20 protein-coding genes, 2 tRNA genes, 1 other RNA gene and 3 pseudogenes are annotated in these 16,600 nt (G+C 72.3%); 9 read left to right on the top strand and 17 right to left on the bottom strand.

Annotated features, from left to right (window positions below):
* Positions 1–275: 275 nt before the first annotated feature.
* The 7 genes from ACWC94_RS05705 to ACWC94_RS05675 all read right to left on the bottom strand — a co-directional run bounded on the left by ACWC94_RS05705 (position 276) and on the right by ACWC94_RS05675 (position 3,775).
* Complete coding sequence (locus ACWC94_RS05705) at positions 276–1,166, bottom strand: RNA polymerase sigma factor SigF (RefSeq protein WP_450795103.1); 891 nt, start codon at positions 1,164–1,166, stop codon at positions 276–278.
* A gap of 132 nt (positions 1,167–1,298) precedes the next feature.
* Entirely contained in the window at positions 1,299–1,592 is a 294-nt protein-coding gene (locus tag ACWC94_RS05700; protein ID WP_450795102.1) for a Dabb family protein, read from the bottom strand.
* A gap of 10 nt (positions 1,593–1,602) precedes the next feature.
* On the bottom strand, positions 1,603–1,782 hold the full coding sequence (locus tag ACWC94_RS05695) for a hypothetical protein (RefSeq protein WP_103817756.1): 180 nt from the start codon (positions 1,780–1,782) through the stop codon (positions 1,603–1,605).
* Between the two features lie 321 nt (positions 1,783–2,103).
* A tRNA-Ser gene (locus ACWC94_RS05690) sits at positions 2,104–2,188 on the bottom strand.
* 57 nt (positions 2,189–2,245) lie between these two features.
* On the bottom strand, positions 2,246–2,677 hold the full coding sequence (gene tadA / locus ACWC94_RS05685) for a tRNA adenosine(34) deaminase TadA (protein WP_450795343.1): 432 nt from the start codon (positions 2,675–2,677) through the stop codon (positions 2,246–2,248).
* A 59-nt stretch (positions 2,678–2,736) separates the two neighbouring features.
* Positions 2,737–3,270, bottom strand: coding sequence for a tRNA adenosine deaminase-associated protein (locus tag ACWC94_RS05680; RefSeq protein ID WP_450795342.1), 534 nt, complete (start codon positions 3,268–3,270; stop codon positions 2,737–2,739).
* Between the two features lie 298 nt (positions 3,271–3,568).
* Positions 3,569–3,775: a hypothetical protein gene (locus tag ACWC94_RS05675; RefSeq protein ID WP_450795341.1), complete on the bottom strand. Its 207-nt coding sequence runs from the start codon at positions 3,773–3,775 to the stop codon at positions 3,569–3,571.
* A gap of 104 nt (positions 3,776–3,879) precedes the next feature.
* Between ACWC94_RS05675 and upp the strand changes: the two genes are divergently transcribed.
* Positions 3,880–4,515 (top strand): uracil phosphoribosyltransferase, encoded by a 636-nt coding sequence (gene upp, locus ACWC94_RS05670; protein WP_450795101.1) that lies wholly within the window; start codon positions 3,880–3,882, stop codon positions 4,513–4,515.
* Between the two features lie 97 nt (positions 4,516–4,612).
* On the opposite strand, the gene ACWC94_RS05665 is transcribed toward upp, so the two are convergent.
* The 6 genes from ACWC94_RS05665 to ACWC94_RS05640 all read right to left on the bottom strand — a co-directional run bounded on the left by ACWC94_RS05665 (position 4,613) and on the right by ACWC94_RS05640 (position 7,914).
* Complete coding sequence (locus ACWC94_RS05665; protein WP_450795100.1) at positions 4,613–5,245, bottom strand: LytR C-terminal domain-containing protein; 633 nt, start codon at positions 5,243–5,245, stop codon at positions 4,613–4,615.
* 104 nt (positions 5,246–5,349) lie between these two features.
* Positions 5,350–5,646 (bottom strand): type II toxin-antitoxin system VapB family antitoxin, encoded by a 297-nt coding sequence (locus ACWC94_RS05660; protein ID WP_004943146.1) that lies wholly within the window; start codon positions 5,644–5,646, stop codon positions 5,350–5,352.
* Between the two features lie 218 nt (positions 5,647–5,864).
* Entirely contained in the window at positions 5,865–5,987 is a 123-nt protein-coding gene (locus ACWC94_RS05655) for a hypothetical protein (protein WP_450795099.1), read from the bottom strand.
* A 53-nt stretch (positions 5,988–6,040) separates the two neighbouring features.
* Positions 6,041–6,361, bottom strand: a complete 321-nt coding sequence (locus tag ACWC94_RS05650) for a hypothetical protein (RefSeq protein WP_450795098.1) — start codon at positions 6,359–6,361, stop codon at positions 6,041–6,043.
* 148 nt (positions 6,362–6,509) lie between these two features.
* Complete coding sequence (locus ACWC94_RS05645) at positions 6,510–7,187, bottom strand: HdeD family acid-resistance protein (protein WP_450795097.1); 678 nt, start codon at positions 7,185–7,187, stop codon at positions 6,510–6,512.
* A gap of 127 nt (positions 7,188–7,314) precedes the next feature.
* Positions 7,315–7,914 (bottom strand): HhH-GPD-type base excision DNA repair protein, encoded by a 600-nt coding sequence (locus tag ACWC94_RS05640; protein ID WP_450795096.1) that lies wholly within the window; start codon positions 7,912–7,914, stop codon positions 7,315–7,317.
* 245 nt (positions 7,915–8,159) lie between these two features.
* On the opposite strand from ACWC94_RS05640, the gene ACWC94_RS05635 reads away from it, so the two are divergent.
* From ACWC94_RS05635 to ACWC94_RS05610, 6 genes and pseudogenes are all read left to right on the top strand, one after another.
* Complete coding sequence (locus ACWC94_RS05635; RefSeq protein ID WP_450795095.1) at positions 8,160–10,373, top strand: penicillin acylase family protein; 2,214 nt, start codon at positions 8,160–8,162, stop codon at positions 10,371–10,373.
* A complete protein-coding gene (locus ACWC94_RS05630; RefSeq protein ID WP_450795094.1) occupies positions 10,366–10,968 on the top strand; it encodes a GNAT family N-acetyltransferase in 603 nt (200 codons plus the stop codon). The genes ACWC94_RS05635 and ACWC94_RS05630 overlap by 8 nt, the downstream gene beginning before the upstream one ends.
* A 27-nt stretch (positions 10,969–10,995) precedes the next feature.
* The gene (locus ACWC94_RS05625; RefSeq protein ID WP_450795093.1) at positions 10,996–11,475 is read left to right on the top strand and encodes a cupin domain-containing protein; all 480 of its coding nucleotides are present in this window, start codon (positions 10,996–10,998) and stop codon (positions 11,473–11,475) included.
* Positions 11,472–12,233, top strand: coding sequence for an SDR family NAD(P)-dependent oxidoreductase (locus tag ACWC94_RS05620; protein WP_450795092.1), 762 nt, complete (start codon positions 11,472–11,474; stop codon positions 12,231–12,233). The genes ACWC94_RS05625 and ACWC94_RS05620 overlap by 4 nt, the downstream gene beginning before the upstream one ends.
* A gap of 112 nt (positions 12,234–12,345) precedes the next feature.
* A complete protein-coding gene (locus ACWC94_RS05615) occupies positions 12,346–14,133 on the top strand; it encodes a copper resistance CopC/CopD family protein (RefSeq protein WP_450795091.1) in 1,788 nt (595 codons plus the stop codon).
* Between the two features lie 221 nt (positions 14,134–14,354).
* Positions 14,355–14,471: pseudogene (locus ACWC94_RS05610) on the top strand (aminoglycoside phosphotransferase family protein); the annotation flags it as partial.
* Between the two features lie 95 nt (positions 14,472–14,566).
* On the opposite strand, the gene ACWC94_RS05605 reads toward ACWC94_RS05610, so the two are convergent.
* The 3 genes and pseudogenes from ACWC94_RS05605 to ACWC94_RS05595 all read right to left on the bottom strand — a co-directional run.
* A complete protein-coding gene (locus ACWC94_RS05605; protein ID WP_450795090.1) occupies positions 14,567–14,992 on the bottom strand; it encodes a PIN domain-containing protein in 426 nt (141 codons plus the stop codon).
* Positions 14,989–15,267: a CopG family transcriptional regulator gene (locus ACWC94_RS05600; protein WP_450795340.1), complete on the bottom strand. Its 279-nt coding sequence runs from the start codon at positions 15,265–15,267 to the stop codon at positions 14,989–14,991. The genes ACWC94_RS05605 and ACWC94_RS05600 overlap by 4 nt, the downstream gene beginning before the upstream one ends.
* Positions 15,268–15,378: 111 nt before the next feature.
* Positions 15,379–15,671: pseudogene (locus tag ACWC94_RS05595) on the bottom strand (IS481 family transposase); the annotation flags it as partial.
* Here ACWC94_RS05595 and ACWC94_RS05590 point away from each other — a divergent pair.
* Positions 15,663–16,202: pseudogene (locus ACWC94_RS05590) on the top strand (tyrosine-type recombinase/integrase); the annotation flags it as partial. The pseudogenes ACWC94_RS05595 and ACWC94_RS05590 sit on opposite strands and share 9 nt — an antisense overlap.
* 79 nt (positions 16,203–16,281) lie before the next feature.
* On the opposite strand, the gene ACWC94_RS05585 reads toward ACWC94_RS05590, so the two are convergent.
* Positions 16,282–16,369 (bottom strand) — tRNA-Ser (locus ACWC94_RS05585).
* Between the two features lie 99 nt (positions 16,370–16,468).
* Here ACWC94_RS05585 and ffs point away from each other — a divergent pair.
* Positions 16,469–16,563: signal recognition particle sRNA small type (gene ffs, locus ACWC94_RS05580), an RNA gene on the top strand.
* The last annotated feature ends 37 nt before the right edge of the window (positions 16,564–16,600 follow it).

Genomic DNA, 16,600 nt, shown 5'->3' with positions numbered 1-16,600 from the left:
GAATGTCACATGTCGGCAACACGCTGTAGTGACATGTCGACATGTGAGAGGTGAATCGGCCCTGGAAAGAAGGGGTCTGACGCCTTTTCGGGTCTCAACTGTCGGCATAAGCGCTGGTGAGCGATTCGCTCGCGACGGTGAGGGATCGAGCGGGTTTGCGATGCGGGGGTGTTCCCGGGTGTGCTCCCGTGCGCCCGCCGTGCTTCTCCGCGAGTCCTCCTGTGCGCCGATGCCCTTCTGCGCGTCGATGCACTTCCGTGTGTGCCGATGTCCTTCTACGCGTCGATGCGATTCGCGGAGCGCAGTCGCTGGAAGCTGCGGGCGAGGAGCCGGGAGACATGCATCTGGGAGACGCCGAGTTCCGCGCTGATCTGTGACTGGGTGAGATTGCTGTAGTAGCGCAGGAGAAGGATTCTCTGTTCGCGTTCGGGGAGTTGGACGAGCAGATGCCGGACCAGGTCGCGGTGTTCCACGCCGTCCAGGGCCGGGTCCTCGTAGCCGATCCGGTCCAGCAGGCCCGGCAGTCCGTCGCCCTCCTGCGCGGCCTCCAGCGAGGTGGCGTGGTACGAGCGTCCCGCCTCGATGCAGCCCAGCACCTCGTCCTCGGTGATACGCAGCCGCTCGGCGATCTCGGCGGTGGTCGGTGAGCGGCCGTAGAGGGTGGTGAGGTCCTCGGTGGCGCTGTTGACCTGCACCCACAGCTCGTGCAGCCGGCGCGGTACGTGGACCGTGCGGACGTTGTCCCGGAAGTAGCGCTTGATCTCGCCGACCACGGTCGGCATCGCGAAGGTCGGGAACTGCACACCCCGGTCCGGGTCGAAGCGGTCGATGGCGTTGATCAGGCCGATGGTGCCGACCTGGATCACGTCCTCCATCGGCTCGTTGCGGGAGCGGAAGCGGGCGGCCGCGTAGCGCACGAGCGGGAGGTTCGCCTCGATCAGAGTCCCCCGCACGCGGTTGTGCTCCGGCGTGCCCGGCGTGAGCTCCTTCAGCTCGGCGAAGAGCACCTGGGTGAGGGCTCGGGTGTCGGCGCCGCGCCGCTTCTCTGGGGTCGCGGGGGCGGGGTCGCAGGCGGGAGCGGTCGCCTCCTCCTGGGGCGGCGCAGTACTGGCCGACACGGTCAACGCCACCTCTTCATCGATCAACCATCCGTCAAAAGTGGTCATAGCATCACAAGAGATGTGCACTGTGTGCAAGCACCGCATAACGCCGTGTTGTGGTCAAACAATGACAAGTTGGGGCGTACAACGCAGGAAAGCCCCCCGCCGGAACGGCGGGGGGCTCTTGGTGCGGGGCACTCAGAATTCGTAGTCGGCGATCACCCACGTGGCGAACTCGCGCCACAGTGCGACGCCCGCCTGGTGGGCCGGGTGCTCCAGATAGCGCTTGAGGGCGTCGGTGTCCTCGACCGCCGAGTTGATCGCGAAGTCGTGGGCGATCGGCCGGTCGCTGATGTTCCAGCCGCACTCCCAGAAGCGCAGTTCCTCGATCCGGTCGCCGAGCTCGCGGAAGGCCCGCACCCCCTGTACGACCCGCGGATCGTCGCGCTCGACACCCTCGTTGAGCTTGAAGAGGACCAGGTGGCGGATCATGGGGTGTACCTCAGCTCTTTCCTCCGTGGGCGACCCAGGTCATGAAGTCGCCGATGGCCTTGGCCGCGTCCGATATGCCCTCGAAGCCTATCTGGACGTAGTCGGCCGCCTTGGCCGGGTCCGTGATGATCACGTACAGCGCGAAGACCACGAGCACGTATACGGCGATCTTCTTGGCGTTCACCGCCACCGCGGCCTCCCCTGTGCTGTGCCTGCGCCCTGTGGGCCCCCTGCTGCCGGCGGCGAGTGTAACCTTCGCGCCCTTTGACAGGACCAACGGCCCGCCGTCCGAGGTCCTTTGCCGGGCCCGTACGACCGCCGTGCCGGGCAGGGCGAACCCCGGGCCCGGCAGGGTCCGGCAGGAATCCGCGGGCCGGGGACGGGCCCCGGCCGCGGGGGTGCGGGCCGCCGGATTTCCTGAAGGCGGCGCGGACTTGAGGGCCCGTTCCCCCTGTGTCCCTTCCTCGGGACGTACGAAGGGCCCCGTCTTTCGACGGGGCCCTTCGTGAAGCGGTAGCGGAGGGATTTGAACCCTCGGTGACTTGCGCCACACTCGCTTTCGAGGCGAGCTCCTTCGGCCGCTCGGACACGCTACCGAGGGAGACCCTACAGCAAGGTGGGGCATGGTTTGAAATCGGAATTCGGCGGCGCCGTCACCGGTCCCGGAAAAACTCGGTGAGAACCCGCGCGCACTCCGCGGCGAGAACACCCTCCACGACTTCCGGACGGTGATTGAGCCGCCGGTCGCGGATCACGTCCCAGAGCGAACCCGCCGCCCCCGCCTTGTCGTCCCGGGCGCCGTAGACGACCCGGTCGACCCGGGACTGGACGATCGCGCCCGCGCACATCGTGCACGGCTCCAGGGTGACCACGAGGGTGCAGCCGGCCAGCCGCCACTCCCCGAGCCGGGCGGCGGCCCGCCGGATCGCGAGAACCTCGGCGTGGGCCGTGGGATCACCGGTGGCCTCGCGCTCGTTGTGCCCGGCTGCCAGCACCGTCGTACCGTCCGGGGACAGCACGACGGCGCCGACGGGGACGTCCCCGCCCCGGACGGCCCGTCCGGCCTCGTCCAGGGCGAGCCGCATCGCGGCCCGCCAGCGGTCGCGTACCGGGTCCACGGGGCCCGGCGTGTGCTGTGCCGCGGTCAGCGGACGGTCTCCAGCACCTCCGAGGCGCCCAGGGCCTCGGCGATCGAGCTGAGCGCGTCCTCGGCGTCCAGGGAGCGCAGTTCCTTCTCGCTGATGCCCAGGTCGTCGAGGATCTGGCTGTCGCCCACCGGGCTGTGCGGGACCGCGTCGGCGCCGCCCTCCTCGTCGTCCTCGTCGGACTCGGACTCGCCGTCCTCCGTTCCGTCGAGGTCCAGGGAGTCCAGGTCGGGGCCGTCGTCGGCACCCGGCTCCCGGCCGAGCAGCTCGTCGGTGAGCAGCAGCTCGCCGTACGCGCTGCGCTGGGCGGCGGCGGCATCCGAGACGTAGATGCGAGGGTCGTCCTCCCCGTCCACGCGGACGACGCCGAACCAGGCGTCCTCCTGCTCGATCAGGACGAGCACCGTGTCGTCGTCGGGAGAGGCTTCCCGGGCCAGGTCGGCCAGATCCGACAGGGTCTCCACATCGTCGAGCTCCGTGTCGCTCGCTTCCCACCCGTCTTCGGTGCGCGCGAGCAGTGCGGCGAAGTACACCGTGACTCTCCCACTGGTCATAGGCGTGCCGGTTGGGGGTCCCCCCGGCGGAGGTACTTGGGCGGAGAGAGCTGGGCTCCGAGCCCCACCCACTCGGAATCGTGGCAGAAACAAGGCTGTCAGGGGACGTCTTCGGCTCCCTGTGTGTTGAGCGTTCGTTGCCGCCACCTGCGGATCGTACGCGGCTTTTCCAGGCACTCACGCACGCCCACCGCGCAAACACCGGGGCGCGCGCGTAACTTCCTCACCCAGAACTTTTTCTACAGTGTCGTGCTCACAGGGCTCACAGGGGTCCTCCCTACCAGCGGAACGTCCGCATGCGCATCGCGTGGCGCAGCCGTGCGGCCTTGGCGCGTCGCGGCTGGACCCGGGCGCGCAGCGCGCGGGCCTCGGCGAGGTCGCGCAGGAACCGGGCGCGGCGGCGGCGCCGCTCGGCGTCCGTCTCCGGCGCCGCGGGCTCGGCCATCTCGGGCTCGGCGCCCGCGTCGTCGGGCAGCTCAGGCAGGTCAGGCACGTCACACCACCCCAGTCCGTCCCTCCCACTTTCCCTCGGACGGCGGGTCCGACGCCAGAGTCGGCGGGGTGCCGGGCGCGGGTACCGTTAGGGGCATGCGTCTCCATGTCGTCGACCACCCCCTGGTCGCTCACAAGCTCACCACGCTGCGCGACCAGCGCACCGACTCCGCGACCTTCCGCCGGCTGGCCGACGAGCTGGTCACCCTGCTCGCCTACGAGGCCACGCGGGACGTGCGCACCGAGGCCGTCGACATCCGGACGCCGGTCGCGCAGACCACCGGTGTCAAGCTCGCCCGCCCCCGCCCGCTGGTCGTGCCGATCCTGCGCGCCGGCCTCGGCATGCTCGACGGCATGGTCCGGCTGCTGCCGACCGCCGAGGTGGGCTTCCTGGGCATGATCCGCAACGAGGAGACGCTGCAGGCCTCCACCTACGCCTCGCGCATGCCGGAGGACCTCTCGGGCCGCCAGGTGTACGTCCTGGACCCGATGCTGGCCACGGGCGGCACGCTGGTCGCGGCGATCCAGGAGCTGATCAAGCGGGGTGCGGACGACGTGACCGCGGTGGTTCTGCTGGCGGCTCCCGAGGGTGTCGCGATCATGGAGCGGGAGCTGGCGGGGACGCCGGTGACGGTCGTGACGGCGGCGGTGGACGACCACCTCAACGAGCACGGGTACATCGTGCCGGGGCTCGGGGACGCGGGGGACCGTCTTTACGGAGCCGCTGAGTAGGGTTCCGCCCGCCTGCCGGGTGCCGCTTGACCGCCCGTTCACGGGTGCGGGCACCCGGGGGTCGGTCGCGCGGTTCCCCGTGCCCCTGGGGCTCTGCTCAGCAGCTCTTCTCGGGGGAGGCTGTCGGCTTCGGCGCGCTCAGCGCCGTCAGTGCCTGCTGTGCGGCCGCCGGCTGGGTCAGGCCCTTGAAGGCGTCGCCGATGATCAGGTCCACGGCGGCGCCCTTGCGGTCGGCGGGGGTGCGCTGTTCGGCGCCGGCGACCTGTGTCGCGAGCACTGCCAGTGAGGTGTTCCGGGCGTCGGCCGGGCCGAGGAGCATCCCGCTGGTCTTGACCTTCTTGTCGAACTCCTTGGCCGCGTTGCCCACGTCGCCGATTTTGAAGCCGCGTTTCCTCAGCGCGTCCGCGGTGTCCTTGGCGAGCCCGCTGCGCTGGGTGGCGTTGTAGACGTTCACCGTGATGTCGCCGGGCCCGGGCAGGGACCTGACCTGGGCCGCCGGCGCGGCCTTGGTCCGGCACCGAGCCTTGGCGGAGGCCACCGTGCCCTTCTTGCCGCCGGTGAAGACGTCGATGAGCTGCAGGGTGCCCCAGCCGAGCAGGCCGAGTACGGCGGCGGACGCCACCACGGCGGCCACGAGCCTGCCGTGTCGGCGCGGCGGACGCATCCGAGGGTATTTGTCCCCCGTGATCCGGTACTGGCCGCCCATGCCGGGGGGAGTCAGCATGCTCATGGGCGCAGCGTAGTGCGCCTGAGCGGTGATGCCTATTAGATGATCAGTAGATGCCGCTCAGCGGAACCCGAAAGGGTCAAGGCCAACGGCCGTGTCGCACCGGGTCAGTCGAGTTCGAGCACGCGTGCGTGCAGCACCTGGCGCTGCTGGAGGGCGGCGCGGACCGCGCGGTGCAGCCCGTCCTCCAGATAGAGGTCGCCCTGCCACTTCACGACGTGCGCGAAGAGGTCGCCGTAGAACGTCGAGTCCTCCGCCAGCAGGGTCTCCAGGTCGAGCTGCTGTTTGGTGGTCACGAGCTGATCGAGGCGGACCGGGCGCGGCGCGACGTCCGCCCACTGCCGGGTGCTTTCCCGGCCGTGGTCGGGGTACGGCCGGCCGTTTCCGATGCGCTTGAAGATCACACGGAAAGCCTACCGGTCAAGACGTTCCGGGCGCAGCCATGGCGGCGGAGTGTGGCACCTGAAAAGATGCCGCAAAAGGGACATGCGGGTTGCTATCGCGGTGGGGGGGCGGGCATCTGAGGTGCGCCGCGCCACGTACACCGCCGAATTCCCCCGTTCGGCCGAGGCCGTCCGGCGCCGTCCGGCGGAGGCGGTGGCCCGCCCCCGCCGGCACCGGTTCAGCGGTCCTGTTGTCCGGGCGGCCGCTGTGATTCCTCCTTCTGCTCCGGCCTGGGTGCCGTCGCACGTCTGGCCTCCGCGCGCAGCAGGGCGCGCAGGACGGCGTAGGGGTCCATGGGCATGGCTGTGCTCCTTGCGTCGAGCCGACCGACCTGTCGCGGGGGACGCGGGTCTGTCAGCAGCGCAGGACCACCGTGCGCAGCGGGGAGGGGGCGTACGGCACCCGTGGCGCGGCGGGGCACGTCCGGGCCGCCGGCCGGGCGGGCGCCGGGTCGGAGAGTGGGGCCGGACGCTCGGGTGCGTCGGCCCGGTGGACGGCACGGGCGGGCGGCCGTACGAGCATGTCGAAGGGGTCGTGCTCGAAGGTCTCGGCCGACACGCCCAGCGCGGGGGCGGCCTGGGCCTGCGCGGGGACGCCGGGCACGCACAGGGCGAGGAGCAGCACGAGCACCCGCAGCCAGGTTCGGCTGCGGGGACGGCTCGCGGTCCTGCTCACAGCGGGTGTGTCCCCCGGGCGGTGGCGGAACGCACCATGCGGGGCGCGGGATCCGCCCGTTCGGCGTAGGAACGCGGCGCGCGGTTGACGCCGGGGCTCGGCGCCCGCGGGACCCGCCGGTGTCACGGTGCCCGCGAATTCGCCGCTGTCACACCGTCCGCGGGATCGCCTTGGCCCGGCCCCGGATGCCGAACGCGGTGACGATCTCGGTGATCCCCACGACGACCAGCCAGATACCGCCGACCAGGGTCAGCACGGCGACCGACCGGAACGGCGAGTCGATCAGCACGATCCCGGCGATGAAGGTGATGATCCCGAGGAAGATCTGCCAGCCCCGGGCGGGCGTCCGGGGGTCGTGCAGGGCGGCCAGGGTCTGGGTGATCCCGCGGACCAGCCAGCCGATGCCGATCCACAGGGCGAGCAGCAGGATCGTCTGCATGGGTCCGCGGAAGCAGAACAGGCCGAGCAGGATCGACAGGGCGCCGCTGATGAAGGCCAGGACGCGCAGCGAGGTCGTCTTGTGCGTGCCGAACGCGGCGACCAGCTGGAAGATGCCGCTGATCAGGAGGTAGAGGCCGAACAGGACACCGGCGGCGAGCAGGGACGCGCCGGGCCAGACGAGGACCAGGATGCCGAGGATCAGCGAGGCGATCCCGGTGACCAGGACCACCTGCCAGGCGGCCCGGGACAGGGCGTGCAGGGGACCCTCGAACGGCGGCTCGGGTTCGTGGCGGGTGTGCGGCCCGCCGGGCGGCTGTGCCGCGTGGGCGCGCTGGTCGTCGTACTCACGGCCCCATTCGGGGCCACTGTTGGGTGCCTCGGTCATGGTCCATGCTTGGACCGCCCGGGTGGCGGGTGCGAGCGGGGAGGGGCCGGTCGGGTGAGGCGCCCCCAGGGGTGCGGGGAACTGCGCGACCAGCCCCCGCACGCCCGCGGCCGCGGAAGCACCGCGCCTATCGGCTCGCTTTGCCGGAGGCCTTCGCCGCTTTCATCTCCTGCTTGTGCGCGCGGACCTTCGCCAGTGACTCGGGCCCGGTGATGTCGGCGACGGAGCGGAAGGACGCGGGCTCGCCGTACGCGCCCGCGGCCTCCCGCCAGCCCTCGGGGGTGACCCCGAGCTGCTTGCCGAGCAGCGCGAGGAAGATCTGTGCCTTCTGCTTGCCGAACCCCGGCAGTTCCTCCAGCCGCTTCAGCAGTTCGGCGCCGCTGCCGACACCCCGCCAGACCGCCTCGGCGTCCCCGTCGTAGTGCTCGACGAGGTACTGGCACAGCTGCTGGATGCGCTTGGCCATCGAGCCGGGGTAGCGGTGCACGGCCGGCTTCTCGGAGAGCAGCGCGGCGAAGGCCTCCGGGTCCGTCGCCGCGATGTCGTGGGCGTCGAGGTCCCCGTCGGCTCCGGCGCCGAGCCGGTCGGCGATGGTCCGGGGCCCCTTGAACGCCCACTCCATCGGGATCTGCTGGTCCAGCAGCATTCCGGTCAGCGCGGCGAGCGGACTGCGCCCGAGGAGTGCGTCGGCCTCGGGATCCTGGGCGAGGTGCAGCGTGACGTCCATGCGTCGATCATGCCTCGCCCGGGATCCGCCCGCCGCCCGGCCGGACCGGGCGCCGTCCGCTACGGGGTCACGCCGGCGCTGGGCAGCGCGGCGCCGAAGCGGGCGTCGGTTGTACGTCTGCCGGTACGCCCCCGCTCCGCCGTCCCCGCCCCGACGCCCCCGGGCCGTCGTACCGCCATGGGTCGCGTACGATTCCCCCACGGCAGAAGCTTAGGCAAGGCTTACCTAAACAGAGGGGGTTCCGGGTGACCACCGAGACCTACCGCGACGCCTGGGGCATCCCCCACCTGCGCGCCTCCAGCACCCGTGAACTGGCCCGCGCCCAGGGCCGGGTGACCGCACTGGACCGCGCCTGGCAGCTGGAGGTCGAGCGCCACCGCTCCCAGGGCACCTCGGCCTCCTTCCTCGGCGCCGGCGCCCTGTCCTGGGACGTCCTCGCCCGCCGGGCCCGCCTCGACGACACCGCCCGCCGCTGCTTCGCCGCGCTGGAACGCCGCGACCCCGAAACGGCCGACTGGGTCCGCGCGTACGCCGACGGCGTCAACGCGGGCCTGCCCGAAGGCGCGCGCCGCGCCGCCGAGTTCACCCGCGCCGGCCTCGCCCCCGGCCGCTGGCAGCCCTGGACCCCGCTCGGCGTCTGGCTCGCCACCCACCTCCTCTTCGCCGGCTTCCCGGCCAAGCTCTGGCGCGAGCAGGCGATACGGCACCTCGGCCCCGACGCCGTCGGCCTGTTCGCCACCGACGGCCCCGGCACCGCCGGCAGCAACGGCTGGCTCGTCACCGGCGCCCGTACCGCCTCCGGCCACGCCCTGATCGCCGGCGACCCGCACCGCTTCATCGAGGATCCCGGCGTCTACCAGCAGATCCGCCTCTCCTGCCCCGAGTTCGACGTCGTCGGTCTGGCCGTGCCCGGCGTCCCCGGCATCGCCCACTTCGGCCACACCGGCACGGTCGCCTGGGCCATCACCAACGCCATGGCCGACTACCAGGACCTGTACCGCGAACGCCTGCGCCGCACCGGCGCCGGCGTCCAGGCCCTCGGCCCGGACGGCCACTGGCACCGGGCCGCGCGGCACACCGAGACGGTCCGGGTCGCGGGGGAGGCGCCGATCGAGATCGAGGTGATCGAGACGGACCGGGGACCGGTGATCGCTGGAGGGCCGGAGGGCCTGGAAGCGGGCGTCACCTCCCCATGCCGGTGCGACCCGCAGGCCGCCGACGGCGGGAACTCCCCACACGGCCCACTCGCACCCGACGACGAAAGCAGTGCGGGGGAGAACGGGATCGCCGCCGAGGGCGAAGCCGAGGCGCTGGCCCTGCGCTACCCGCCCCGCGTCACGGCGGACCTGGGCTTCAGCGCCCTCCTCCCGCTCCTGAGGGCCCGCACGGTCGCCGACGTCGACCGTGCCCTCGACGCCTGGGCCGAGCCCGTCAACGTCGTCCAGGCCGCGGACACCCGGGGCGGCACCCTCCACCGCGTCGCCGGCCGCGTCCCCGTGCGCGCCCGGACCAACCGCCTCCACCCCGTCCCCGCCTGGCACCCCGGCCACGACTGGCACGGCTGGCACGAGACGCCGTACGCGCCCGTACGGGACGGCATCGCGGTGATGGCCAACCAGCGCGGCCCCGCCGCCCCCCTCGGCGTCGAGTTCGCCCCACCGCACCGCGCCGACCGCATCCGCGCCCTCCTCGACGCGCGCTCCGCCTGGACCGCCGACGGCATGCCCGCGATCCACACCGACACCCATCTCGCCTCCGCCGCGCCCCTGCTGGACCACCTCGCCGCCCTCGACGGCCTCAGCCCCGAAGCGGCCCGCCTGCAGCGCCGCCTGCTCGCCTGGAACCGCCGCATGGACGCCGACAGCACCGGGGCGGCCGGCTACGCGGCCGTACGCTCCGCGGTCGTGCGCCGTCTCGCCGCCCACCCGGTGTTCGCCCCGCTCGCCGAACCCCCGGCCTACCCGGAGGTCCTGCTCCCCTGGCTGGCCCTCGTCCCGCGCATCGGCTACGCCCTGGAACACCTGCTGAGCGCCGAGGAGTTGTACGGCGTCGACCGTCCGGCGATCGTCCGGGCGGCCCTGGAGGAGGCGGCCGCCGAGCAGCCGGCCGGCACCTGGTCCACGACCCACCGTCTCGCCCCCTGGCGCGCACTCCCTCAGGCCCCAGAGGACCCTGAGGACCCGGAACCCGGGCTGGCCGGCGACCACGACTGCGTGCTCTGCACCTCCGCCGTCCCCGGCCTCACCGACCGCGCGGCCCGCGGCCCGGCCGCCCGGTACGTCTGGGACCTGGCCGACCGCGCGGCCAGCCGCTGGGTGGTCCCCTTCGGCGCCGACGGCGTCCCCGGCACCCCCCACCACCGTGACCAACTCCCCTTGTGGCGCACGGGTGAACTGGCCCCCGTCGTCACCGACTGGACCCTGCTGACCCTGGAACCCACCGAGGAAACCCATGACTGACCGCTCCGAGGAAGTCTTCGCACAGCACGTCGAGGGCTTCGGCACCGTCCGTGTCCGTCCCCTCGACCCGGTGTCCGACGCGGACGTCGTCCACGGCTGGGTGAGCGAGGAACGCGCCCTCTTCTGGGGCATGACCGGCCTCACCCGGGACCAGGTCGCCGACGTCTACGCCCACATGGCCGGCCTCGACACCCACCACGCCCACCTCGTCACCAAGGACGGCGCACCGGCGGCCCTGCTGCAGACGTACGAGCCGACCGCGGACCGGGTCGGCGCCTGCTACGACGTCCTCCCCGGCGACCTCGGCGTCCACGTCCTGCTCGGCCCGGCCGGCCCCGACGGCCCCCGTCCCGGCTGGAGCTCCGCCCTGCTGACCGTGATGGCGGCCTACGCGCTGTGCGCCCTGGACCGGCGCCGGCTCGTGGTCGACCCGGACGTACGCAACACCAGGGCGATCGCCCGCTTCGAACGCCAGGGCTTCGTGCGCGGCCCGGCGGTCGTCCTGCCCGAGGTGGACATCCCCGACGTGTACCTGCCCCGAAAGCACGCCCAACTCGCCTTCCTGGAGCGGACGGTGGCCTTCCCCGGGCACTAGCCTTTCCCGGGCACTAGCCTTCCCCGGGTGACGACGACGCCCGAAGAGCTGATCGCCCACTACGCCCTCGAACCCATCCCCCGCGAGGGCGGCCTGTTCCGCCCCACCTGGCGGGGACCGGAGGGGGCCGACGGCCGGCCCGCGGGCTCGGCCATCGTCGCCCTGCTCACCGCGGACGACTTCTGCGCCCTGCACCGCCTGCCCACCGACGAGATCTGGCACTTCTACCTCGGCGACCCGCTGCACCTCCTGCTCCTCGCCCCCGACGGCACCACCCGCACCGAAGTCCTCGGCCCCGCCCCGCTGTCCGGGCAGCACGTCCAGCTGACCGTGCCGGCCCGCACCTGGATGGGCGCGCGGGTGGCGCCCGGCGGCGCATGGGCGTTCTTCGGCTGCACGATGGCCCCCGGATTCACCTACGCGGACTACGAACACGGGAACGCGGCCGATCTCACGGCGCGTTACCCGGCCGAGGCCGCCCGGATCACGGAACTGTGCCGCCCATGAGCCTGCTCGACGGACAGACCGCCCTGGTGACCGGCGCGGGCGGCGGCATCGGCCGCGCCATCGCGCTGCGCTTCGCCGAGGAGGGCGCGGCCGTGGCCCTGCACTGCCGTACGGCGGTGGACGCGGCGGCCGACACGGCCGCCCGGATCCGGGAGTCGGGCGGCGAGGCCGTCGTACTCCGGGCGGACCTGACGGACGAGGACGCCTGCCACCGGCTGATCCGGGAGACCGCCGACTGGTCCGGCGGCCGGCTCACCGCCCTCGTCAACAACGCGGCCGTGCAGCCCGTCCAGCCCCTGCCCGGGATGACGGCCCACGAGTGGCGCACGGTCGTCGACACCGACCTCACCAGCGTCTTCGCCTGCACCCAGGCCGCCGCCGCGCACATGCGCGCCCACGGCGGCGGCACCGTCACCCACATCGCCTCCATCGAGGCCGCCCGTCCCGCCCCCGGCCACGCCCACTACAGCGCGGCCAAGGCGGCGGTCGTCATGCACGCCCGGTCGGCCGCCCTGGAGTACGGTCCCGACGGCATCCGCGTCAACACCGTCTCGCCCGGCCTGATCGACCGGGAGGGCCTGGCCCGGGCCTGGCCGGACGGCGTACGCCGCTGGCTGGCCGCCGCCCCCACCGGCCGCCTCGGCCGCCCCGAGGACGTGGCCGACGCCTGCGTGTTCCTGGCCTCGCCGCTCGCGCGCTGGATCACCGGCCACGACCTGACCGTGGACGGCGGCGTCTCGGCCCGCCCGACGTGGTGAGCACTCCGGCCGGTATCTGCGTACACATACGGAGGCGTGCGCTCATCCACAGGCGTGCGCTCATGCAGAGGCCTGCGCTCATGCGGAGGGCACGCGGCGAGGGAGGGGCGAGGTGCGCGAGGCACACCGGCGGTGGCGCGGGCTGGCCCTGCTCTGCGCGGGCCTCCTGTTCCTTCTGCTCGGCACGGCGGCCCCCGCGTCGGCGCACGCGGCCCTGCGCACGAGCGACCCCGGCGACGGCAGCGTCGTGCGCACCGCCCCCCGGCACGTCACCCTGACCTTCACCGAGTCGGTCGGCCTGCTCACCGACTCCTTCCGGGTCTACGACCCCCGCAACCACCGTGTGCGCACGGGCCCCGCCGGCCACGCCCCCGGCCGCTCGGACACGGCCCGCGTCTCGCTGCCCGCCAGGCTCGCCACCGGCACCTACACGGTCGCCTGGCGGGTGGTGTCGGCCGACAGCCACCCGGTGTCCGGCGCGCTCACCTTCTCGGTCGGCAAGCGCACGGCGACGACCGTGAGCCCGGTCCCCGACGCCACGGAGAACCCCGCCACGGAGGCGCTGTACAACATCGTCCGCTGGCTCGCCTACCTCTGCCTGGCCCTCCTCCTCGGCACCGCCGCGTTCGTGGCGTACTGCCGCCCGCCGGTCGCGGCCCCGCTGCGCACCCCGGCCCTGGCCGCCGCCTGGACCCTTCTCGCCTCGACGGCCGCCCTGTTCGTCCTGCGCACCCCCTACGAGGAGGGCACCTCCCCCGCACAGGCCCTGTCCCTGCCCGCCCTCGCGCACGCGGCGACGACCCGCCCCGGCGGACTGCTGCTCGCCCGGCTGGCGCTGCTGCTCCTGGCGGCAGCCGCCGTGGCGCTGCTGAGGGCCCGCCGCACCAGGCTCCCGCGCCGCGCCACCCTCGCCGTGACCGCGGCCCTCTCCCTGCCCCTCGCCCTGACCTGGTCGGCGGCCGAACACGCCTCCGCGGGCCTCCAGGTCCCGCTGGCGATCACTTCCGCCACCCTCCATCTGCTGGCCATGGCGGCCTGGCTGGGCGGCCTGGCGGCGCTGCTGAGGGTGCTGCACCGCACGCCGGCTCTCCCGGCCTCGGTCCCGGCCCGATTCTCCCGCCTGGCCTCCGCCTCGGTGACGGTCCTGGTCCTGACCGGTGTCTACCAGTCCTGGCGGGGCCTCGGTTCCTGGCAGGCGCTCACGGACACGACGTACGGCCGCACCCTGCTGGCCAAACTGGCGGCGGTCACCGCGCTCCTGCTGGCGGCGGCCTGCTCCCGCACCTGGACGACCCGCCTGACGCGGGTCCGGGCGAGGCGGACGACCCCCTCCGTCCGCGTCCCCGAACCGGCCATGGGCCCCCCGCTCCCGGCGGAGCCCCCCGCCCCGCCGCCGCAGCCCCCCTCCCACCTCCTGCGCCGCTCGGTGCTGGCCGAGGCGGCCGTCGGTGTGGTGGTCCTGGCCCTGACGACCCTCCTGACGAGCACGGTGCCCGGCCGGACGGCCACCGGGGCCGCCGGGACCACGCGGCCCGCGGCACCGGCGAGCGGTATCCCGACGGCCTCCGTCACCACGGTCCCCTTCGACGTCGGCACCCCCGGCGGCCACGGCCAGGTCCAGGTCACCCTGGACCCGTCCCGCGTGGGCCGCACCTCCGTCCAGGCGGTGGTCTACGGCCCCGACGGCGGCCTGTCCACGGTCCCCGAACTACGGGTCACCTTCACGCTGTCCAGCCGGCGGATCGGCCCCCTGGACACCAGGGTCGCCGACCGGGGCGGCTACTGGGCGGCCGACTCCTTCGACCTCCCCCTGCCGGGCACCTGGACGATGAAGGTGACGGTACGGGTGTCGGAGGTGGACCAGGTGACGGTGTCGGCACCGGTGCGGGTGCCGGGGTAGAACCCTCCGGAGTGACGGAGGGCACAGTGGGGGCGACCCCATCGTCAGGCGGGGCGCGCGTACGCAACCTTGATTCCACCAGGTGTACGCCGGGCCACCGCCGAGGTCGCGAGCCGCTTGGAGCGTGCCTCTATTCCGGCGAGCACGGCGAGGGATTTGGAGGCCGACTATGGGCGCCTTGAATTCTCGCTTCCATCGGTCGTCTGCACGGTGACTTCAACGTGGGTAACGTCCTGCGCGATGCGGCTGGCCATCCGCGCGTAATCGACCTGGATGGATTTGCCACAAGTCGCCGCGAGTGGGACCTGATGCACACAGCCATGTACTACGACGGCTTTGGATGGCATACGGAAGCGGTGTACGCGGGTTGGGAGGGTGGCGGACAGTGCTGGACGGGGATGAATGAGACCAGAACCGAGACCAGGGCGGCGGGTCATACCTTCTTGACGACGATGGTGTCCGGGAGGAGCTTCTCCAGGTCGTCTACGTCCGAGGTGAAGACGGTGACTTGCCCCTTCTGCTGGCGTGCGATGACAGCGAGCACGGCATCGATCGCGTACTTGTGACCGTGCAGCCTGGCGTCGGCCAGGAGACGCCGGGCTTGGCGGGCCTCGTCCTTTCCGATCTCGGCGACCTTGAGCCGGGAGAGCACCCAGTCCCAGCGCTGTTCGGTGGTTCTGCCGTCGTACGCCTCGACGAGCGTCATGGGAGATGTCACCACGTCGGCCTCACCCCCGGCCGCGAGGTCGAGCCAGGCGATCATCCTGCGGTCGCCGCGCACGGCCAGGGACAGGGCTTCGCAGTCGAGTACGAAAACGCGCAGTGACCGCTTCCTCTGCTCACCGGCGTGCTTCTTCACGCCGCCTCTCCGGCATCGTGTCCTCCGGCGGTGCGACGGCGCTCGTGCTCGGCGTCGAGATCATCCAGTTCCGCCAGGGCTGCCGCGCGTTCGCCCTCGGTGACGGGCCCGTGTTCCTCCTGCAGCCAGTCGACCAGTTCCAGCAGCCGGTCCCGATCGCGCTTGAATCGCAGTGCTTCGGCTACATACGCCGAAAGTCCCCGCTCAGCCGCGTCGGCGCGGATCTCGTCGAGGAGATCTTCGGGGATCGTCACAGTGACCTTTTTCGTCGCCATACAAGGGACCATACTCCTGGTGCAAGCGCCCTTACCAGAGTCGTTGAACCGGCCAGGCTCAGGATGCGGATGGTGGATCCCGCCGTCCTGCCCACCGTTGATCGCTGGGCCACGGCCGCCGCGTCGGTCTTGGGGCATCGAGGCGAGCGGCTCTGTGAACTTCACGTCGATCTGCACCCGGTGCCCGGGCAGCTGCTGGAGGCCGGCAGGCGGCCCATGTCCAGGCGGTTCAGGATGCGCCGGACGCCCGACTTGCTGAGGGTGACGTCGTGGTACCGCTTGAGGTACACGGCGATCTCCTCGGGGCCGAAGTGGTGGTTCTGACGCAGGTAGATGATCTTCCCGACTGTTTCGACGTGGGTCGCGTTCGAGGAGGTCTTCGGCGCCTTGGACCGGGTGCGCTCGGCCTGCGGCAGGGGGGAAGCGCTGGGGCTGCACTGGGAGGACGTCGACCTCGACGCGGGATACGTCCGCATACGCAAGAACCGGCTGCGCCCCAAGTACGCGCACGGCTGCGGTGCCGAGCCGTGCGGCCGGAAGGCGGGCTACTGCCCCAAGCGGGAGCAGACCCGGCGTGAGCACAAGTCCACGAAGTCCCGCGCCGGACGGCGGACTATCGGCCTCCCCGACCCGCTGATCAAGATCCTGCACCAGCACCGAGAAGCTCAGGAGCGGGAGCGGATCGCGGCCGGTGTGGACTGGGAGGGCAAGGGGTACGTCTTCGCCTCACCGACCGGCGGGCCACTGAGCCCGAACACCGACTTCCACGTCTGGAAGCGCCTGCTTCGGGACGCCGGTGTCCGTGGGGAGCCCGGGGGAGCGGCCCGCATGCGCGCCCGGTACATGCATGTGACGGGAGTCATGCTCCGCAAAGTCGCCCAGCAGTCGGTGACGCGCTCTGGACGCCGCCCGCCCCTGAGGAAAAGGCCGACTGAGACGGAAACTGAGACGGGCAACGTCGAAGGGCCCCACTGCGAACAGTGGGGCCCTTCGACATCGTGCCCGGTGAGGCACTGGCGGAGGATACGAGATTCGAACTCGTGAGGGGTTGCCCCCAACACGCTTTCCAAGCGTGCGCCCTAGGCCTCTAGGCGAATCCTCCGCCGGAAACATTACATGACCGAGGGGAGTGCTCGCGAACCCGTTCTCGCAGGGTCCGGATCCGTTACAGCTCGCGGGCCGCGATCGGGTACTGTGGGGCGCAGCCCCTCACGTGGCGCTATCTGACTGAACTCCCCCAGGGCCGGAAGGCAGCAAGGGTAGGTCGGCTCTGGCGGGTGCGTGGGGGGCCCTTGCGTTCCCGGGGTGTCCGCGGCCGGGGCCGGTTGTCAGT

The sequence above is a fragment of the Streptomyces sp. NPDC001135 genome (assembly GCF_053598395.1).
The sequence above is the reverse complement of the archived record's forward strand: the minus strand, read 5'-3'. Positions and strand labels throughout refer to the sequence as shown.